Source organism: Verrucomicrobiota bacterium (assembly GCA_019247695.1).
Taxonomy (GTDB): domain Bacteria; phylum Verrucomicrobiota; class Verrucomicrobiia; order Chthoniobacterales; family JAFAMB01; genus JAFBAP01.
On the sequence record JAFBAP010000152.1, the window covers coordinates 1 to 18,813 of the forward strand.

The window sequence follows — 18,813 nt, forward strand, 5'->3', positions numbered from 1 at the left end:
CTGAAGGGCCGGCAGAAGGTGTCGCTCGCATTTTCGGCCGCCCCTTCGGGGCTAAAACCGGCTCAACCATCCTGAGAAGGGGTGTTAGCCGCAATCACCCCTCGGGCGCCCCGCGTCTCCTAGCGAGGCCGACCGGCAGCTCACCCGCCCGCTGGCCCAGGCCGCGCGCCTGTCGCAGATCCACTTCTCGGATCACGTCACCTGCGGGCGCCCGCGTTTTTCAGCTTCAAGGGGGCGGGGCTGCTATGGGCCGGGCGGACAACCGGCAAGAAACGGGCGATCAGGCTTGCTCGCCGGTCAAATGCCCCAGCAATCTCCACAACACGGGCCACACGGTCTTGGCAGCCTCCGGCGTTTGCGTCACGATCGCCGGTGGCTTTTGTTGAAACGGTTTGCCCGCCTCGATCTCATGGGCGGCGTTCTCGACCAGTGCTTGTACGCTCCGGGGCGTAGCTTCCAGATGGAACTGCAACCCGACGGCCGGTCCGAGCTGGAAGGCCTGATTGGGGGTGAGGTCCGTCTCGGCCAGTCGCGTCGCGTCCTTGGGCAGGTCGAACGTTTCTCCATGCCAGTGAAGCGGCGTGAATGTCTCGGGCAACCGCGCCCCTACGCCCTCGGTGGTGACGCGACGTACGGGGAACCAGCCGATTTCTTTGTGCAACGCCCTATAGACTCGTGCGCCCGTCGCGCTCGCGATCAGCTGCGCGCCCAGGCAGACGCCGAGGACGGCCCGCCCCAGCTCCATCGCCCTTCGGACCAATCGCTTCTCCTCCCTTAACCAGGGGTACTCGCCTTCGTCATTGACGCTCATGGGACCGCCCATCAGCACGAGCAGGTCAAATGCTGCCGGGTCGGGCAACGCGTCGCCCCGGTAAAGGTGTGAGCCGATGATGGTATGCCCGGTTTCCCTCGCCCAATCTTCAATGGCCGCGGGCCCTTCGAAGCTTACGTGCTGCAGGTAGTGAATGCGCATGGGGGTGATTGCTGCTCGTGACGGTGGATAAGCCGATCTTACTTTTTAACGGCCGGGCCTCCCGCGCCATTACTCAAGAGGGGTAAACGTTGCGGCCGGCTTGGCGCAAGAGCAAGATTGCCTCAATGCCCGGCCGGATCGGCATCGAGGTCAAAAGCTTGCGCGCCGGCGGTGGCCGGCGGCCCCCGACGGCTTAGGCCGGCACGGACTATCCTGCCGCGGCAGCCCGCGGCGACGCCTTGCCTTCCCTGACGATCGCCGTTTCATAGCGCTCGCCGGCAGGCGTAAAGACGTGCAAGCAATTGAGGTCATCTGCGTGGGACGGCGCAAGAAGAGCAAAACCGGCGAGCACAAGGGATACTCCGTGATCCCGCGGACGTGCCGGTTTGCCAAGCGCTTACCGAGCAACCGGCCTAATGAGTCGCCGCAGTTCTTCCACTTTGGCTTCCGCCGGGGCAATAATGTTTTCTCGGATCGAAGCAATCACTTTATCCGTATCCTCATACTCGTACGTGTCTTCGACCACGGACCGGTGCAGCCGGATCTCGTCCAGCATGCCGTATTCGTGCTCAGACTTCCTGATCATCAAACGCACGGCGACTGCGGGAAAGGCCGGGACAACGGCCTGAAGCTCCTGAAGCACGCTCCGGGCGTCGGTTAGGTCTGCGATCACAAACCGGGCCATGCTTGCCAAGGTCTTGATCGTCCCGAGGGTCGCCTGATTGGGTAAAGGCGGAAAGTCGAACAGGATCGGAAGGTAATCGTGCTTGCGAAGCGCCTCCCGAAGGGTGTCGAGGACCGGTTTCCGTTCCTCAGAAAAGCGGCCCAGGATTAACACCGCTTTGGAGGTGATCGTGTCGATCACCTCACGGATCTCTTGGTTGTTTAGCAGCAGATGAATAAATTGGGCGACCTTGATGTTGTCGACGGTGATGACCGGTTCGTCGTGGTCCGTTATGATGAAGTTCTGCTGCTTTGTAAGCTCATTCACCTTTATGCCCCACACCGAGACACCGTAGACGGAACTTCCGGTGAGCATCGCACCGGCAAGGTCGGTGCTGATTAATTGAGCCCGGACGAGGTCCGCGTGGCTAAGGTTTGCCCCGCGGAGGTTCGTCTCAGTGAGGTCTGCCTGGCGGAGGTTTGCCCCGTGGAGGTCCGCGTCGCTGAGGTTTGCCCTGAAAAGATCCGCCCTGAAGAGGTCCGTCCCGCGGAGGGTTGCGCCGCTGAGGTTTGCCCCGCGGAGGTCCGCGTCGCTGAGGTTTGCCCCACGAAGGCCCGCCCTGCTAAGGTCTGCCTCGCGGAGGTCCGCAAAGCGGAGGTTTGCCCCGCACAGGTCCGGATGGATTGCGGGCTGTTTCCCTCGCCACCGGTTCCAGGCGGCTACGCCCTGCCGGAGGATCCTAAGCTGTTCTTCGTTGACCATAGCGCAAACCGAAGGGTCTGCCGAGGCGGTCATAACACTTCCCGCCCCCGACATCGAGCATACCGCAATGCTTTTACTGGGTGATTGATTCACTTGGCAATGGGTGCACCACCTGGTCTAAGGTCTGGAAGTTGGACCTGCGAGGCGCGTCATGAAGCCCTTTTCACTTCTTGTCCTGGCATTTGTCACGCCTGCGTTGGGCCAGTTGAAGTGGGATCAAACCATCCAAACCTTTGCGGCGAAACCGCTGGACAGGCAGGTGATCGCTCATTACCGCTTCACGAACGCCGGAAACTCGGTGGTCACGATTCGTGAGGTCCGGACTTCCTGCGGTTGCACCACCGCGGCTTTGGGAAAAAGGCAATACTCGCCTGGGGAATCGGGAGAGATCGAGGCGAGATTCCAGTTCGCGGGACGCATTGGACACCAGGAAAAGTGGATCTACATCACCACGGACGTAAAATCTGATGACCTGACGCTGTTGCGGCTGGCGGTGGACATCCCCCCGGCGATCACGATTGACCCGGAATTCCTGATGTGGCGGGTCGGCGACCCACCCGAGCCCAAGGTGTTTCGGATTGCGGTTGCGGACGAATTCCCGGTTGCAATCGTTTCGGTGCAATCGGATGACCCGGCGGTGAAACTGGAGGTTCGCGAGACCCGTCCAGGCAAAGCGCTCGAAGTGAAAGTCACGCCGCCCCCGACCACCAGGCCGGAGAGCGCCACCCTTGTTATTCGGACGGATTATCCGCCGGAAAATCCGGACGTTCATTACGCCTTCGTGCGGGTGGAATAATCGCAATGGCATGTACACCCCGCCGGCTCGGGACGTGATTTTCCGCAACAGATCCGAGTGACGTTGCGCCCCTCACGGATCGCCGCGGCCGGTCATTCTCGTCCCGCGAGCCTGCCCTAAGTAGAGCTCATGTATCAGGCGATCGTCCTTCAGTGCCGCGATCGGACCGGAGGCGACAATCTCGCCGTGCTGCAACAGGTAGCCGCGTTCAGCAACCGCAAGCGCAAGCCCGGCGTTTTGCTCAACCAGCAGAACCGCGGCGGAAAATTTCTCACGGACATCCATGATCACGGAACGCACTTCTCTGACCAGTAACGGGGACAGGCCAAGCGAAGGTTCGTCGAGCAACAGAACCTGGGGACGCGCCATAAGTCCGCGCGCAATCGCCAACATCTGTTGCTGCCCCCCGCTGAGCTCCCCGCCCCGGGCGTGGCGCTTGGTGGCGAGGACTTGAAAGTAAGTTTCCATGAGCCGGATGTCGGCTTCGATCGCGTCCCGGTCTTTGCGGATATAAGCGCCAAGGCGCAAATTTTCTTGCACCGTCAGATCGGCAAAAATTCGCCGTCCTTCAGGGACCATCACCACGCCCATGCTGGCCATCCGGTCAGCCGGCACGCCGGTGACATCGCGACCATTCCAGCGAACGGTCCCTTTCCTCGGCCTCAGCAATCCGGCAATGGCCCGCAGCAGCGTCGATTTGCCCGCCCCGTTAGGACCGAGAATGGTAACGATCTCCTGCCGGCCGACGTTCAGCGATACGTCGCTGCTCACCACGACAGGACCGTAAGCCGTTCGCAGACGCTCGACTTCCAGCGGCATCATAGGTCGCTTCCGAGGTAAACCTCCCTGACTTTGGGATCGTTCAGGACCAGTTTCGGTGGGCCTTCAGCGATTTTGGTGCCGAAATTCAGTACGACGAGGCGCTCGCATAAGGCGCTCATTAAAAACATGTCGTGATCGATCAGGCACACGCCGATCCCTAACTTCGGCAACCGAAACACCAATTCCATCAAGTCGTCCGCCTCGCTGTGGCTCAAACCGGCTGCCGGCTCGTCGAGCAGCAGCAGGGACGGATTCACCCCTAAAGCCAGCGCCACTCCGAGGCGGCGAAGGTTCCCAAAGGGCATGGCTCCCGCAATTTCGTCGCCGCGGTCGGCGAGACCCACGAAATGAAGAAGTTTGTCCGGAGAACCCCATTCTGCCCTCGTTGTTTCATGGTCACCGCGCGCGCGCTCGCACGCGATTCGCACGTTCTCGCGAACGGACAATCCTGGGAATGACATCGCCTGTTGAAACGTTCGCACCAGTCCCCATCGCGCTATTTGGTAGGCGGGCCGGCCGGTAATGTCTTTGCCCTGCCACATCACGCGGCCGGACGTCGGCTTATGCACGCCGGTAATAACGTTGAACAGCGTCGTCTTGCCGGATCCGTTCGGCCCGATGATGCCGACGATTTTGTCTGCCTCGATCGAGAGGTCTATCCCGGCTAAGGCGATCACGCCACCGAAGGTTTTGCGCAATCCGGAAATTTCAAGCGCTGGCATAATGTTTGCCGTTCCTTTAAGGCCGTCGTTTCGACGTGAGCCAGCGATAGATGTTTAGGCATCCGGCACTCACTCCCCCGGGGAGCAGCAGGATAACGGCGAGGAGAGCCACGCCGTAAGCGATTCTGGAATCAATCGGGTTCAGATTCAGGATTTCGGGAAGAAAACTCACGATGACGGCCCCGGCCAACGGCCCATAGAGCAGCCGGGATCCCCCCAGCATGACCATCAACGCAAGGTAAAGGCTCGGAAACGGGCCGTAAAGGCTCGGTGAGATATGGCGGAGGTAGTAGGCCTGGAGGATGCCGGCCACCCCCGCAAAAGCGCCGCTGACCATCAGCGCGCCGATCTTGTGCAGGTTTGTGTTGATGCCCACGGCGCGCGCGAGCGTTTCATTCTCCCGGAGCGCCCGGAGCGTCCGGCCGTACGAGGAGTTCACCAGTAAATGGGTGGCCAGAAGACAGATGATCAGCACCACGACAACGAGGTAATAGGTGTTCAGCAGTTTATTGAAGTTAAGGCCAAAGGCTGAACCGATGGATCCTACATCAAGACCGGTCGCGCCGCCGGTGAACTGGCCTCCATTCGTGAGCGCGATGTTCAGTAAGGCGCAGAAGCAGAACGTAATGATGATGTAATGTTGCCCGCTTACCCGTAGGGAGGGTAACCCGACCAGGCCGGCAACAACCGCCGAGACCAAGGCAGAACAAGGCAGCGCCACCCAGAAACCAATTCCGAGCTTTCCCGCCAGGATTCCAGCGGTGTACGCCCCAATCCCCATCAACGCGGCGTGTCCGACGGACATGATGCCGGCCTGGCCGAACTGGAAGCCTAAACCGTACAACGCGACGGCCGTGAATCCGGTGGTGATGGCCAGTGACAAAAACCGGTAACCCGGGTTCATCGACGGGAAACCGACCAGAAATCCGGCGACCACGACTGCGGTGACTATCTCTGCCAGAGTGGACCGCCCGCCATGGTGCGTTTTGCCGGCGCGACGCACCACTTCCGGCCGGTCCGGCGCGGCGTCCTGGGCCGGACCGATCGGTGCGTTCGGCTTCGACGGGCTATCCTTCATCACCCATCTCTCCTTGGGCTCGCGGAATCGATCAAGTTGCTCGGGGGCCCAGTGTCCCGCCAAGAAGCCCCTGGGGACGCACGATGAGAATCACGATCATCACAACCAGCGAGTAGGCGTCGGTCCACTCCGGGTAACCGTACTGCGCGCTTAGACCATCGACCAAGCCCAAAATCAGACCGCCCAGGACCGCACCGCCGACGTTTCCGAGCCCGCCGATGAGAGAAACCGCGAATCCGCGGATGATGACAACGCTTCCCGTAAACGGCGTGATCGGAAACAACGCAATCATGAGTGCGCCCCCTAAGCCCGCCAGGACACTGCCGTAGACGAAGACGCCGGTCACATAACGCCTGACCGGGATGCCCATCAGCGCAGCCGTATCCGGGTCAGCAATACTCGCCTTCAAGGCCATCCCGTAACGGCTGCGCGATATGGCGAGGTAGGTAATGGCGACCACGATGACGGTTATTCCTACAACCACAGCGCGCATGGCGATGATGTCAACCCCTCCTACCATCCAGACGCCGCTGATCGGGTCGGGAATGGTTTTCTGGACTTCGTTGAACAGACGAATGACAACGTGCTGAAGAATCACACTTAAGCCGATCGACATGATGAATCCGTTCATCGGCCGGTCCAAAGTAAACCGGAACAAGCCCCGTTCGGCCGCAAACCCGAGCGCGCCGACCAGAATCATCGCTCCCACCAGCGCCACAAAAAAGTTTAAGCCCGAAACGACCAGAAACCAGGTAACCATCCCGCCGACCATCAGGAATTCGCCGTGCGCAAAATTGACGATCCCGGCCAGGCCAAAGATCAACGTAATCCCAATCCCGATCAAGATGGTGACGCTGGCCACCGAAAGACTGTTAACCAATTGCTGGATGAAGATCTGCATTCCGCAGGCTCAGAGAAACTCGGGCGACGGCGGGGCTTTTGAGGTTAACCGCCCGGATCGCCCGGCGGCGGTGCGGGCGGGGGCTGTTGCACCGCCGTCTTGAATTGATCCGAGGTATCCGGCTGGACCAGGCAGACCTCGGTGGCGAACGTTACCTGGTGGTGGTCGTTGAAACTCAGGGGAACCGGTGATACCACACCCTGGTATTTCATCTTGAGGATGGCATCCACAACCGCGTCCGGGTTATCGAGCGATCCGACCTGTTCCAGCGCCTTGGCGTACATGAAAAAGTAATCGTAGTAGAGCAGTGAGACCGATGACTGCGGTCCTTTGGCGGCGCCCAGGTCAAAATACTGTTTGAAATAGTCCTGCACCGCGGGATAGGGCGACGCGCCCCAGCAAACCGGAACGCAGCTCAGGGTCACCGGTTTATCCGATTTCAACCGGCGCTCCGCATAGATGCCTGGGTCGACTCCGAACAGGAAATAAGCGGGCGCCACATCCAACTTCAGCGCTTGGGGAAAGGCGGTCAACGTGGAGTCCCCGTTGTACCAGAAATGGACGATGTCCGGCTTTAGCCCTTTGATCCGGGTGAGCAACGGGGAAAAATCGGTGGTATCGGGCGGATACTTCACCAGGTCCACTTGTTGTCCGTTTGCCTCCAACGCCTTCACGTAGTGCGAGGACAGGTATTGGCCGGTAGCATCGTTCCCGACGAACACGACCGAATGCTTCGGCGCCTGAGGCAGCAGTGGGGTCAAAAGCGCCAGAACGCCTTTGGCGGTGCTGCCGCTGCGCTGCCATTCCTGAGGCTCCGTCTGGAAAGTGTAGTGGAGCCAGCCTCCCGGCGCCACCGCCTTGTCGTCCAGCACGGCCCCCAGGGAACTATTACCGGAAAACTGGAGAACTTTCGACGCCCCCGTGATCTTTGCCATAGAGATCGAAAAATCATGCGTTTCGGTGCCCCAGATCGCTTTGACCCCGACGTCGTCAACCAGTTCCCGGGCGGCCGCGATCGTCACATTTACGTCAGTGCGATTGTCACGAATGTAGAGATTGATTTTGTAGGTTGCTCCTCCGATTTTGACGCCGCCGGCGTCATTAATTTGCTTCGCCGCGAGCTTGGCCGCGGCGACGATCGTGTTTCCGGCAGAGACGAACGATCCGGATTCGGCCGCGACGACGCCGATCTTCAGTTCCCGATCCTGCGCGAAGACGGCTTGGGCCGCCAGCGCAATAGACGCGCCAACCGCAAGGGCGACGCCCAGCTTCAGCATTTTCATGGGCATTCCTTCAGATGTTTTTGGGGGGGAAATGGCTAAGGTTCCAACGGTATGATCGCGCCGCTGACGTGTCAATCCGGCATGTGGCCGGCGCCCCCGGCGCAACCAGTCGCACCTTCGTCGATCAACAACTCTTTAGGCTCCGCCTTGCCATTTTGCACCAAATGATGGCAGAATGTCATCCCGGAAAGGCTCGCAGGGTGTGCGTCTATCCAACGGTAAAAGCTTCTGCAAGCTGGTTTTGCACAGTGCCGGGTCGTTTGTTTGGCTCGTTTGGATTCCCATTGTTCTGGCGTTAGATCCGCAAGAAATCACCGGCCGCTCTGACGCCGAAGTGGTGGGTTACGTGTACGAGATGACCGGCGACTGGCTGCAAAATGGATCACCACTGAAGCAGGGAGAGGGGGTCTTTGCAGGAGCGAAGATCGCCATCTCACCAGACTCCCTGGCCCAACACCCAAACGACGCTGAAATCATCATCCATCTGGCGAATGGACGGCACGAGGAGCGGTCGGCAAAAAACCCGGGATCTTTAAGCGTGCCGATTCAGCTCGAGCCTCTCGGAACGAGAGAGCCACCTTTCGACAGGGTGATCAAGGCGGTGCAATCACTCTTTGTTAAGCAACCTGAGCGCTACATCCCTACCATGACCCGAGGCCAGCGCAGCCAGCCTCTGCAGGAAACGGTGGTCGCGCTGCAGAATGGCGCCGTCGAACTGACCCCGTTGTTCGAGTCTATCCCAGGGGCAAGATACGTTGTTCGGCTTCGACCGCTGTCGGCGAGCGCGACCTCCCCATCGCCGAGTGCAAGTAAAACCACGATCGATTGGAATCCGGGCGCGAGGTCAGCAGCCTTGGTTCCTGTCGCCGGCCCCGGCCTGTACCGCGTGAGTATCATCCACCCTGACGAGGGGCCGGTCGGCGAGACCTGGCTTTTGGTTTGCAAGCCGGAAAGCTTTCAGGCCGCGGATAACGCCTTCAAAAGCGCTCTTGAGCTTACGCGACAGTGGGGACCGAGCGCTTCTGCAGAGGAGAAGCACGCGGTGCTTCGCGCATACCTGGAGCATCTCGCAAACGAACCGCGGAGGGACTGGACTAGATGAGGTCAGAACTCTGGGAGCGTCTTAAACCGGCAGAACTTCGGAGCCACCTGAAATCGGCAGTCCTTGTGATCGGGTTCTGTACGGCTGTGACCTTCGTTTTTACCCAACTCGGATGGTTCAGCGGCCTCGAGAGCTCGTCGCTCGATTTTTTCCTTAAAACCGGTGAGCCGGTGCCGTCAAAGTACGTCTGGCTGATCGCCATCACCGATGACGATTACGACCATCTTTTTCACGAAAAGAGTCCGCTCGACGCCGATACCCTCGCCAAAATCATCCAGATCGCTGCGGAAGGACAACCTGCTGTGATCGGCGTAGACATTGACACAACTAAATCGACGATCGTGTTTGATCGTAAGGTGATGGCGTCGTCTGCACACTGGCCGCCGATCATCTGGGCGCAGAATGCGGTTCAGAGAGACGGTGTGCTGGAGCCGCAACCGGTCCTTGGCGGCGCGCAGCCTCAACCGCCTGCGGCACTTGCCTTCTTTCCCATTGATGAGAACGACCGGGTAGTCAGACGTTACCGGCGCATGCTTCCGACGGTCGATGGCGAGGAAAGATCGATGCCGTGGGCGTTGGTTAAAACGTTTTGCACCGTCCCTTCCGGAACTGGCCATCCCGCCGTCTGCCGCCGCATCGACGATCCAGACAGCGAACACCAGGAATCACCGCTGATCCTCACCTTCTCGGCGGGTCACCATCCTAACACGCGCCGGATCGAAGCGACCGAATTACTGGCTCAGGAGAATAGTGACGGCTGGAAGGAGAATTCCCCAATCAAGGGGCAGATCGTCATCGTCGGCGGCGTTTTCAGCAAGTCGGCGGATTGGTATACTACGCCGTTCGGCCCATTGCCGGGCGCCGAGTTGATTGCCCAGGCGGTTGAGGCCGAACTGCAGGAAAGAACGATCAAGCCTGCGGCTGAGACATTCATGCTCGCAGTCGACGTCGTTTGCGGGTTTCTTCTGGTTATCTGGCAGTTTTATCGGCCGCACCGGCTCCATTTTGCGCTTCGAATGCTTGCAGTCCCGGTATTGGCGGTGCTGGCGAGCTACCTGGTTTTTTTCTCCCATGCTCACTGGATCAACTTCGTTCCTGTCCTTGCCGGCGTGGTCATCCATGAGGTTTATGAAAATCGGCACAAACACAAGCCGGACGATAAGGTGATCGCCGGTCCGGCCATAACAAAGGAATAGCCAAAAACGTGTCCTCCATCCGGCCGAGTTCGAAGGCCCTCGTCACCTTACTTGCGTTGTGCCTTTTGGACCTGAGATGCCTCCAAGCTCAGCAGCCTGAGGTTGACCTGAGAACCCCGTCAGGTTTCGAAGCAGCCCTATCCGGCATTCATAAACTTGAGGATCGGCGAAAGCTGGATGAAGCCCTGCTTACAAGCGCGCGTTTCGAGGCTGCCGTCGAGCAGTTGTACGGCGGTGCATCGCCCCTCACCGCCGTTGCCAAGCGCGAATTCGCTGAAGCCTACATGTTACATTCGGATTTCGGTCATCCGGTGACGCTCCTGCAAGAGGCGCTACGGATTTTTGATTCGTATGCCGCGCCTGGGCAGTTTCAGGCGGCACGAACAAAGGTGGACCTGGGCGTATGCAACGCAATGATCGGGCAACTCGCTGAAGCGGAACGCCTCGACCTCGAGGCGTTAAACTACTTCAACCGGACCGGTCACGTCGACGAAGCCTCAACCGTCCGGGCCAACCTCGCACGACTGTTCGCTCGTCAAGGTAAAATCGAGGATGCGATCTCCCTGAACCGGCAGGAGCTTGCCGCGCGGCGTGAAAAATACCGGCGCGATGACCCTGGTGTTTTAACGATTCTTTATGAGCTCGGCGTCGATTACCTGACGTTAAAAGACATGCCGAAAGCTGAATCGCTTCTCCGTGAAGTGCTTGCGGCGGAAGATAAACGCAGCGGACACCGCGAGTCGAATCCGCTGGTACTGCGTACGCTCGGCTACGTATTGGTCGAAGAGGGCAAGTTCAGCGAGGCCGAGGTGCTGCTTCGTCGCGCGATGGACCGCGACGTCCGAAGGGTCGGCAGCCCCTCACACGAGGCGTTCTACCTTTCGATGCTATACGCGCATACCGGCCGCTGGGAGGAAGCAACCCGGCTGATAGACGGTCGCGTTCGTTACCCGGCGCTCCGCGCCGGCCTTAGTTGCCTGTCCGAGTCTGAACAACTCTCATACCTTCAGGATTACATGATCGAGGTCCAGACCGCGCTCTCGTTCGGTTTGGCGCAGCCGAATGACCCTAAGATCGTAACGGCCTCTGCGCAGTGGCTGCTCGCGAGTAAGGGGTTAGCTCACGAAGCCCTCGCGGAACGAACCTTGCTCGCACGCGACAGCGCGGATCCACAGGTTGTACAGATTGCCGGCGAGTTGCAGAGCGTCCGAACGCGCCTTGCTTTGTTGGCAAACACCGTGGTGACCGCGCCGGATGCCCCTGCATCCAAGGACCAGCTTGAACAACTCCTCCAGCGAGAGGCTGAGCTTTCACGCCAACTCGGGCAGGCCGAGCATCGTCCGCCCTCCGCGGGACGCGGTGTTGAACTCGCGGACGTGCGCGCCGGCATTCCGGCGGGCGGGATCCTGCTGGAATTTGCCAGGATCAATGCGGAAGACCTGAGTGATCATGGCGGCCCGAACGGAGCGAAGGGCATAAGCCGTTACGGCGTCTGGATCATTCCGCCCGGCGATCAGACAGCCATTCAACTGGTGGATCTCGGCGACGCGAACACCATCGATGCCGAGATCGAGAAGGTGCGCAGGATCTTCAATAGCTTCGACCTTTCCATTGATCAAGACGAGGAACGCGACCTCGAGCAGGAATTCAAAGACGCCGCGGCGCCCCTCACCAACCTCATCCTTAAACCGCTGGAGGATCGGGTTGGCGATGTTAAACGGTGGATTCTAAGCCCCGATGGTCAACTCTGGCTGGTTCCCTGGGCAGCCCTCTGTACAACCGATGGGCGGAGCCTGGTGGAAAGCCACACGGTGAGTTACGTCATCAGCGGCCGTGACTTGCTCGTTCACGGTCGTCCGGTTCAGGATACGACGCCTCCGGTGATTATGGCAGATCCCAATTACAACCTGCCCCCGGATGAAGCGGCGAGCAAAACCCGCAAGCTGATCGGTGAGTTAAAGACGGACACGGGACTGGCGGATCTATCTCCTCCCGAAGTCGCGGACGCGCGCACCAGAGTAAGACGGCTTATTCCCAGTCAAGCCGCAAGGCCTCTTCCGCACACGCGTGAGGAGGCGATGGCAATTCTTCCGTTTCTGGAGGCTTACGCCAAGGCGAAACCGCGCCTGTTCATGGGCGACGACGCGCTGGAAGGCGTTTTCAAGAGCATCCGCCGTCCGCGGGACGTGGTCTTCAGCACTCACGGCCAGTTCATCACCACAAAGGAGCTGGGCTTTGATGATTCTCACCTCAAACCTGGAACCGGGTTCCTCCTGGAGAACCCTCTTCTACGCTGCCGCCTGCTGCTTGCCGGATGCAATCAACGAACTGCCGGGAGCGATGATGCCGATGACGGCATCCTGACGGGTATGAAGATCGTCGGCTGCGACTTGCGCGGCACCGATCTCGTCGTGTTGAGCGCATGCCAAACGGCACTCGGCGATGTTTATGCCGGCATGAGCGCGGCCGGATTGCGGCAAGCGTTCCAACTCGCAGGCGCGCAGACGGTGGTGGCCTCGCTTTGGTCTGTCCCCGACGTAGAGACCGCTGCCCTTATGAAGGGCTTTTTCAAGAATCTCGCGGCAGGAGATGCGAAAGCTGACGCCCTCGCCGATGCGCAACGCGACCTCATCAAGACCCGCCGCGCGGCCCGGAAAGGAGCGGCGCATCCTTATTTCTGGGCGGCGTTTACCCTGACTGGTGCCCCGTAGCGCCGGCTGAGCCCAGTACCCGGCAAGCCTGCATCGACCAGAAACAACCAATCACCTAATGACGAACGGCGGGACGCGCATCGGCTGTACGAAGGGTTGTTTCACACCGTTTCGAGGGCCATGGAGATAAAAGTTTTTGTCTTCCTGCCCAGGTGCCCTGCCGGCTTTACACCTATCAAACCGTATAAACAGTTTAGGCCCAACGGGCCGGGAGACTTAGCCCAGGGGAATGTCGGCTCAGGGGGTGCCGGCGCGGGAGGATGCTCCGTACTTTGGTTGAATTGGTCTTAGGCCCAACGGGCCGGGAGAACATAGCCCAGGGCTTTACCCCCTGGGTAACCGTCAAATCTCGATCGAGCCCTCCTAAGGCGTCACGGCCGTACGCCCATCCTGACAAACGCCCGCCCCGCCGGGTTGGATTTGCTGAAGGGGCGGCAGAACTCGTAAGCAACGCCTTCTGCCGCCCCTTCAGGGCTCGATCGGGGGGAGGGGTGCGTTCCCAGGGTGGAACCCTGGGCTATGTTCTCCCGGCCCGTTGGGCCTAAGACAACATTTTCGCTCGATGGTCATCGAAAGGGTATGATTGAGACTTGATCGACACGATCAGAATCATTTTCCCTGGATTGTTCGATGATTACATTTGTTAAAGCTCAATAAATGCCCCTTTCAGGGACTGAAGTCCCTGCCTAACATCAGCCGTCCCTCCGGGACGAAGACCACGCCCGGCCTGCCGCCCCTTCAGGGCGCGATCGTGAATTGACGGTTACCCAGGGGGTAAAGCCCTGGGCTATGTTCTACCGGCCCGTTGGGCCTAAACCGTTTATACGGTCTAATAGGTGTAAAGCCGGCAGGGCGCCTGTAAGGAAGACAAATTTTTTTTTAATCTCCATGGCTCTCGAAATGGTATAACAACACCCATCGATTCGATTTCACGCTGCGGACGGAATCCGGTTCAGCCGCTGGCTCCGGCGCGGAACAACGCTTGAGCCGCGCCGGGTTCCAGGGCTAATCATCGCTGCTGAACCGGTAGACCGTGGCGGCGTGAAATTTCTCTTCAGGGCGGAGGGTCGTGGAAGGGAAATTCGGGTGATTCGGAGAATCGGGAAAATGCTGAGGTTCCAAGCAGATCCCGGAAAACGCGGGGTACGACTGGCCCTGCTTGCCTCGTCTGAGGTTCAGGTAGTTTCCGGTGTAGAGCTGAAGCCCCGGTTGATCGGTCAGCACGGTCATCGTTCGCCCGCTTTTGGGATCCAGTAATGTCGCAGCAACTCGCCTGTCTCCAGTCCGCTCACCATCCAGGACGTAATTCTCGTTGTACCGAACAAAGTTTGCGTTCGGTTCTTTGATCCCCATCCGCGAGCCGATCGCCACCGGACAGCGGAAATCCACCACCGTGGCCGCCACCGGGCGAACTTCTCCGGTCGGAACCTGCAGAAAGTCCAGTGGCGTGTAGGAGCTGGCGTGTACCTGGAGCACGTGGTCGAGGATTGTGCCGCTGTCGCTTCCTGCGAGGTTGAAGTACGAATGGTTCGTCAGGTTCACGATGGTAGGGCGGTCCGTAACTGCCTCGTACGAAATCTCGAATTCCACCCCGGTCCCGAGCGAAAAAGCAGCCGTTACATCGAGCGAACCGGGATAGCCTTGATCACCATCCCGGCTGTGGAGCTCGAAGCTTATCTCCGGTCTACCAGGCTCAGACGTTCCTACCCGCCAAAGCCGCTTGTCGAATCCGCTGCTGCCGCCATGGAGCGAATGGGGGCCATCGTTGATTGAAAGGCAGTACGACCGGCCGTCCAGAACGAAACGTCCTTGGGCAATTCGGTTTGCGAATCGGCCGATGGTCGCCCCCAGGTAGTGCCCGTCGGTCAGGTAATCCGATACTTGGTCGAAGCCAAGGACGACGTCGACCTGGTCCCCGTTTCGGTTCGGCACTCGCAGGCTGACAATCCTGGCCCCGTAGTCGGTTACGCTCAGGGTAATGCCGGCGCTGTTCCGCAACGTAAACAGTTGCGTCTGTTCGCCCGCGAGGGTTTGCCCGAAGGGCTGAATGGTGATCCCAGGCATCTAGCAAAGATAATGGGCAAGCCGCGCAAGCGCCACGGCCGTCCCGGCGTACACCGGCGCCATCAATCCCGGGCCGCGCGGTTACGCAGTTGGTCAACGAGGACTGCAATCAGCAAGATGGCGCCGCGAACCAGGTACTGGTAAAACGCAGAAACGTTCAAAAGATTCATCACATTTTCCGCAGTCCCCATGATGAGCACCCCGATGGCCACGCCCGAAATCGTGGCACGGCCACCCATCAGCGAAACGCCACCCAGGACGCACGCTGAGATCACATTAAGCTCGAACCCTTGCGCGGCATTCGGCTGGCCGCTGGTAATCCGGGAAGCCAGGATGACGCCGGCCAGGGCGGCCACGGCACCCTGGATGGCAAAAATCAGGACCCGAGTGCGTTCGACGTTAATCCCGGCAAGGCGGGAAGCTTCCGGGTTTCCCCCAATGGCCAGGGTGTTACGGCCGTACACCGTCTTATTCAGCAGGATGCCGAACACGATGAAGCAAATCAGGGTCGTCCAGATAGGCATCGAGATCCCGAGGAAGGTAGTTCCCGCCAGGTAGATAAACGCCTCGTTGCTGACCCCCACGGCCTGGCCCCCGGACGAAATAAACGCCAGCCCGCGCACGATCTCCATCGTGGCCAGGGTCGTTATAAGCGCATTGATCCGGAGGTAGGCGATGATCGACCCGTTGATGAACCCGATCAATGCGCCTGCCAGGATGGACGCGGCGACGCTGATCACCACGTTATCCGTCGCGTTGAGTATCATCGCGCAGAGGACGCCGGCGAACGCAACCGTCGAGCCAACCGAGAGGTCGAAATCGCGTGACGCGAGACAGAACATCATCGTGCAGGCCACCATCCCGATTTGTGAGACGGATAGCGCCAGGCCTAGCAGGTTTTCAATCGAGAGAAAGTGGGGCACCGCGATTGAAAGCACGAAAAAGAGCAGCGCGAAGATGAGCACCAGGCTGAACTCATCCATCAACTGGAGAAATTGGCGGTATCGAGGGCTTTGTGCCGCCGGTTCCGCGGGGTAGGGTGCGCTGGTTTTTTCGTCCGTGGTCACCTTCATTTTATTTTCTCCTCTTGGGGAAGGGCTAAGGCCAAAACGCGCTCTTCATTGGCCTCCGGCCGGGACAACTCGCCCGACACGCGCCCCTCGCGCATCACCATGATTCGGTCGGCGATCCCGAGAACCTCCGGCAACTCGCTGGAAACCACGATGACCGAGCAGCCATGGTCAGCAAGTTGGTACAGGATTTGGTAGATTTCGTTCTTTGCCCCCACGTCGATCCCGCGGGTTGGTTCATCCATGATCACTACCTTCACCGCGGATTCCGCCAGCCAGCGGCCCAGGATCGCCTTTTGCTGGTTGCCGCCCGATAAATAACGTATCAACTGGCGACGGCCGGGCGTCCTGATCCGAAGCCTTTTAATGAATGCGTCGGCGGTCTGAGCCTCACGTTTGTCGTTTACGAAAATGCCCCACCGCAGGTAGCCGCGGCGGCAGCTGATGTTGATGTTTTCGGACACCGACCGGATGGGGATGACGCCTTCCTCCTTGCGATCTTCCGGACAAAGCACGATGCCGTTACGAATGGCGTCGGACGGCCGCCGGATTCGCAATGGTTTGCCATCCAATCTGAGTTGTCCCCCCTGCGCCTTGTCCGCCCCGTAAATCAACCGCATCAGCTCACTGCGGCCGGCCCCGACCAGGCCAAAAAAGCCCAGAATTTCGCCGCGACGAACCGTAAAGCTGGCCGGTTGCTTCAGCTTCGGTCCCATGAGCGCCTGCACCTGCAGCCGCGGCTCTCCCAAAGGCCGGGGCCGGTAATCGTAAATATCCTTGATTTCGCGACCGACCATCTGGCTGACGAGCAGTTCGCGCGTCAGCCCGGACATGCTGCGATGCGAAACCACCGTCTGGCCGTCGCGGAGGATGGTGCAGGCGTCGCACAGCTCAAAAATCTCGTCCAGCCGGTGCGAAACATAGATGAGGACCTTTCCTTGGGCTTGCAAGTCCTTTACCAGCCGGAACAAAATCCTGGTTTCACGATGGGAAAGGCTGCTGGTCGGTTCATCAAGCGCGATGACCTTGGCGTCTCTCAGCAACGCCTTGCAGATCTCCACCATCTGCCGCTGGGCGACCGACAGGCGCGCCAATTTAACGCTCGGGTTTAACGTCACCCCCATCGCTCGGAGCCGGGTGCGCACGAACTCCATCGCGGCGCGCGCACGGACAAAACCCAAACGGTTGGGTAAATGGCCAAGGAGCAGGTTTTCCGCCACGCTCAGGTGCGGAACGTACTGCAATTCCTGATGAATGATCGCGATGCCCGCCGCAATGGAATCGGCCGCCCTGGTAAAATGCCGGGGCTGATCGCCGATGCGCAACTCTCCCTCGTTCGGCTGGTATTCGCCCCCCAGGATTTTGAGGAGCGTTGACTTGCCGGCGCCGTTTTCTCCCAGCAGCCCGTGCACTGAGCCGGCATCGGCGGCAAAGCTAACCCGGTTAAGGGCTTTCACTCCCGGAAACAGCTTGGTGATATCCTTGAACTGAAGGTAGGCAGGCATCGTCTGGATCGGTGAATGACTGGCCTGAGGCGGGCGGATGGTTGCCTCGGACGGGCGTGCCGGCTAAGGAAAAGCCGAGCGCCGCCTCGTCCCCGTCCCGGTACGCCTCTATCTGCCTGCGGTGACTCAAACCCCGAATTCGGCGCGAACGGCTTTCTGATTTTCGCGGGTCATAAGCTTGCCTTCCGTCAAGGTGAGCTTCGGGGGTTCTTGGTTGTTGGTGATCCAGTTGTACATCTCAAGCGCCGTTTCGTAGCCGTGACGCTTGGGACTGATCAGTACCGTGCCAAAAAAGCCGGTCATCTCGGGTTTGTTGAATTCATTGATGGCTGAGGCCGCGCCCCCAATCCCCACGCCGATCATGCTGTCGGCTTTAAAACCGCGGCCCTCAGCGGCGCGCACTGCCCCCAGCACCGCCTCATCATTGAGGCCGAAGGCCACCCATTTTTTAAACTTTGGATTTTTGACGATCGCAATATTCGCTGCATTGAAGGCGTTCTCGGTATCAGTCCTTGCCTGGGGGGCGTCGATGATGTTTGCCTGGGGAAAACCCGCCGCCAGAAGGGTTTCGGTGGCGCCGGAGGTGCGGTCATGCGCCGTTGGGAGCTGCTCGTAAGTGACGCGAATCGCGCCGACCTCGTCCATGTTCCAGCCCCGCTTTTTCATCTCGTCGGCAATCGCCCGGCCGACCTGCTTACCGATGTTGTACGCCGAGATTCCCATGTGCGGAACGCTCTCGATCGGGTTACCCTTGCCGTCCACCAGCCGGTCGTCGACCGTCATTAATTTAAGGTGGTCAACTTTTGATTTGGCCACGATGCCGGGGCCCAGCTTCACGTCGGGCGGACAGATGACGAATCCCTGCGCTTTTTGGGACGCGAGGCTGTCGATGGCGGTCATGACCTTCTCCCCATCAACGGCACCGATCTTGACCACGGTGAACCCCTTTTCCTTGGCGGCCGTATCCGCCCAGCGCCATTCATCCTGGAACCACGGTTCCTCCGGCTGTTTCACGACAAATCCGATCTTGACGTCTTCAGCCTTCAGCGGGCTGACCAACAGCAGGGTAAGTGCCCCGGTGACGACTGCATTGATAAAACGCGTTCTATTATTCTCTGCTTTCATGACGAGTGTTAGCTTAAAGATTCCTGATCGTTCAGGGGG

Annotated in this window: 15 protein-coding genes and 1 pseudogene; 5 read left to right on the forward strand and 11 right to left on the reverse strand. The window is 59.5% G+C overall.

Annotation, left to right across the window (positions count from 1 at the left end):
- The first annotated feature begins 112 nt into the window (after positions 1-112).
- Positions 113-223, forward strand: a pseudogene (locus JO015_17430) (JAB domain-containing protein).
- 57 nt (positions 224-280) lie between these two features.
- On the opposite strand, the gene JO015_17435 reads toward JO015_17430, so the two are convergent.
- A complete protein-coding gene (locus JO015_17435; GenBank protein MBW0000881.1) occupies positions 281-973 on the reverse strand; it encodes a type 1 glutamine amidotransferase in 693 nt (230 codons plus the stop codon).
- 397 nt (positions 974-1,370) lie between these two features.
- The gene (locus tag JO015_17440) at positions 1,371-2,399 is read right to left on the reverse strand and encodes a pentapeptide repeat-containing protein (protein ID MBW0000882.1); all 1,029 of its coding nucleotides are present in this window, start codon (positions 2,397-2,399) and stop codon (positions 1,371-1,373) included.
- 151 nt (positions 2,400-2,550) lie between these two features.
- On the opposite strand from JO015_17440, the gene JO015_17445 reads away from it, so the two are divergent.
- On the forward strand, positions 2,551-3,195 hold the full coding sequence (locus tag JO015_17445) for a DUF1573 domain-containing protein (protein ID MBW0000883.1): 645 nt from the start codon (positions 2,551-2,553) through the stop codon (positions 3,193-3,195).
- Between the two features lie 72 nt (positions 3,196-3,267).
- Here JO015_17445 and JO015_17450 read toward each other — a convergent pair whose 3' ends face one another.
- Genes JO015_17450 through JO015_17470 form a run of 5 tightly spaced genes read right to left on the reverse strand, consistent with a single transcriptional unit; the run spans position 3,268 to position 7,992 of the window.
- A complete protein-coding gene (locus tag JO015_17450; GenBank protein MBW0000884.1) occupies positions 3,268-4,017 on the reverse strand; it encodes an ABC transporter ATP-binding protein in 750 nt (249 codons plus the stop codon).
- The gene (locus JO015_17455) at positions 4,014-4,742 is read right to left on the reverse strand and encodes an ABC transporter ATP-binding protein (GenBank protein MBW0000885.1); all 729 of its coding nucleotides are present in this window, start codon (positions 4,740-4,742) and stop codon (positions 4,014-4,016) included. Before JO015_17455 ends, JO015_17450 begins: the two co-directional genes overlap by 4 nt.
- A gap of 13 nt (positions 4,743-4,755) precedes the next feature.
- Positions 4,756-5,817 carry a branched-chain amino acid ABC transporter permease gene (locus tag JO015_17460; GenBank protein ID MBW0000886.1) on the reverse strand — a complete coding sequence of 354 codons (1,062 nt, stop codon included), beginning with the start codon at positions 5,815-5,817 and terminating at the stop codon, positions 4,756-4,758.
- 31 nt (positions 5,818-5,848) lie between these two features.
- Entirely contained in the window at positions 5,849-6,718 is an 870-nt protein-coding gene (locus tag JO015_17465; GenBank protein ID MBW0000887.1) for a branched-chain amino acid ABC transporter permease, read from the reverse strand.
- A 44-nt stretch (positions 6,719-6,762) separates the two neighbouring features.
- The gene (locus tag JO015_17470; GenBank protein ID MBW0000888.1) at positions 6,763-7,992 is read right to left on the reverse strand and encodes an ABC transporter substrate-binding protein; all 1,230 of its coding nucleotides are present in this window, start codon (positions 7,990-7,992) and stop codon (positions 6,763-6,765) included.
- A 184-nt stretch (positions 7,993-8,176) separates the two neighbouring features.
- On the opposite strand from JO015_17470, the gene JO015_17475 reads away from it, so the two are divergent.
- Genes JO015_17475 through JO015_17485 form a run of 3 tightly spaced genes read left to right on the forward strand, consistent with a single transcriptional unit; the run spans position 8,177 to position 13,010 of the window.
- Positions 8,177-9,103, forward strand: coding sequence for a hypothetical protein (locus JO015_17475; GenBank protein MBW0000889.1), 927 nt, complete (start codon positions 8,177-8,179; stop codon positions 9,101-9,103).
- On the forward strand, positions 9,100-10,299 hold the full coding sequence (locus JO015_17480) for a CHASE2 domain-containing protein (GenBank protein MBW0000890.1): 1,200 nt from the start codon (positions 9,100-9,102) through the stop codon (positions 10,297-10,299). Before JO015_17475 ends, JO015_17480 begins: the two co-directional genes overlap by 4 nt.
- A gap of 8 nt (positions 10,300-10,307) precedes the next feature.
- On the forward strand, positions 10,308-13,010 hold the full coding sequence (locus JO015_17485) for a CHAT domain-containing protein (GenBank protein MBW0000891.1): 2,703 nt from the start codon (positions 10,308-10,310) through the stop codon (positions 13,008-13,010).
- A 1,005-nt stretch (positions 13,011-14,015) separates the two neighbouring features.
- Here the strand turns inward: JO015_17485 and JO015_17490 are convergent.
- The 4 genes from JO015_17490 to JO015_17505 all read right to left on the reverse strand — a co-directional run bounded on the left by JO015_17490 (position 14,016) and on the right by JO015_17505 (position 18,774).
- Positions 14,016-15,074 carry a galactose mutarotase gene (locus JO015_17490; GenBank protein ID MBW0000892.1) on the reverse strand — a complete coding sequence of 353 codons (1,059 nt, stop codon included), beginning with the start codon at positions 15,072-15,074 and terminating at the stop codon, positions 14,016-14,018.
- 62 nt (positions 15,075-15,136) lie between these two features.
- Positions 15,137-16,147 carry an L-arabinose ABC transporter permease AraH gene (gene araH, locus JO015_17495; GenBank protein MBW0000893.1) on the reverse strand — a complete coding sequence of 337 codons (1,011 nt, stop codon included), beginning with the start codon at positions 16,145-16,147 and terminating at the stop codon, positions 15,137-15,139.
- The gene (gene araG / locus JO015_17500) at positions 16,144-17,649 is read right to left on the reverse strand and encodes an L-arabinose ABC transporter ATP-binding protein AraG (protein MBW0000894.1); all 1,506 of its coding nucleotides are present in this window, start codon (positions 17,647-17,649) and stop codon (positions 16,144-16,146) included. The genes araH and araG overlap by 4 nt, the downstream gene beginning before the upstream one ends.
- Positions 17,650-17,775: 126 nt before the next feature.
- On the reverse strand, positions 17,776-18,774 hold the full coding sequence (locus JO015_17505; protein ID MBW0000895.1) for an arabinose ABC transporter substrate-binding protein: 999 nt from the start codon (positions 18,772-18,774) through the stop codon (positions 17,776-17,778).
- Between the last annotated feature and the right edge of the window lie 39 nt (positions 18,775-18,813).

Coding starts and splice junctions, on each gene's coding strand:
- JO015_17505 (MBW0000895.1), bottom strand. CDS start 18,774: ATGAAAGCAGAGAATAATAGAACGCGTTTTATCAATGCAGTCGTCACC.
- JO015_17445 (MBW0000883.1), top strand. CDS start 2,551: ATGAAGCCCTTTTCACTTCTTGTCCTGGCATTTGTCACGCCTGCGTTG.
- JO015_17435 (MBW0000881.1), bottom strand. CDS start 973: ATGCGCATTCACTACCTGCAGCACGTAAGCTTCGAAGGGCCCGCGGCC.
- JO015_17460 (MBW0000886.1), bottom strand. CDS start 5,817: ATGAAGGATAGCCCGTCGAAGCCGAACGCACCGATCGGTCCGGCCCAG.
- JO015_17480 (MBW0000890.1), top strand. CDS start 9,100: ATGAGGTCAGAACTCTGGGAGCGTCTTAAACCGGCAGAACTTCGGAGC.
- araG (MBW0000894.1), bottom strand. CDS start 17,649: ATGCCTGCCTACCTTCAGTTCAAGGATATCACCAAGCTGTTTCCGGGA.
- JO015_17490 (MBW0000892.1), bottom strand. CDS start 15,074: ATGCCTGGGATCACCATTCAGCCCTTCGGGCAAACCCTCGCGGGCGAA.
- JO015_17440 (MBW0000882.1), bottom strand. CDS start 2,399: ATGGTCAACGAAGAACAGCTTAGGATCCTCCGGCAGGGCGTAGCCGCC.
- JO015_17465 (MBW0000887.1), bottom strand. CDS start 6,718: ATGCAGATCTTCATCCAGCAATTGGTTAACAGTCTTTCGGTGGCCAGC.
- JO015_17475 (MBW0000889.1), top strand. CDS start 8,177: ATGTCATCCCGGAAAGGCTCGCAGGGTGTGCGTCTATCCAACGGTAAA.
- JO015_17450 (MBW0000884.1), bottom strand. CDS start 4,017: ATGATGCCGCTGGAAGTCGAGCGTCTGCGAACGGCTTACGGTCCTGTC.
- araH (MBW0000893.1), bottom strand. CDS start 16,147: ATGAAGGTGACCACGGACGAAAAAACCAGCGCACCCTACCCCGCGGAA.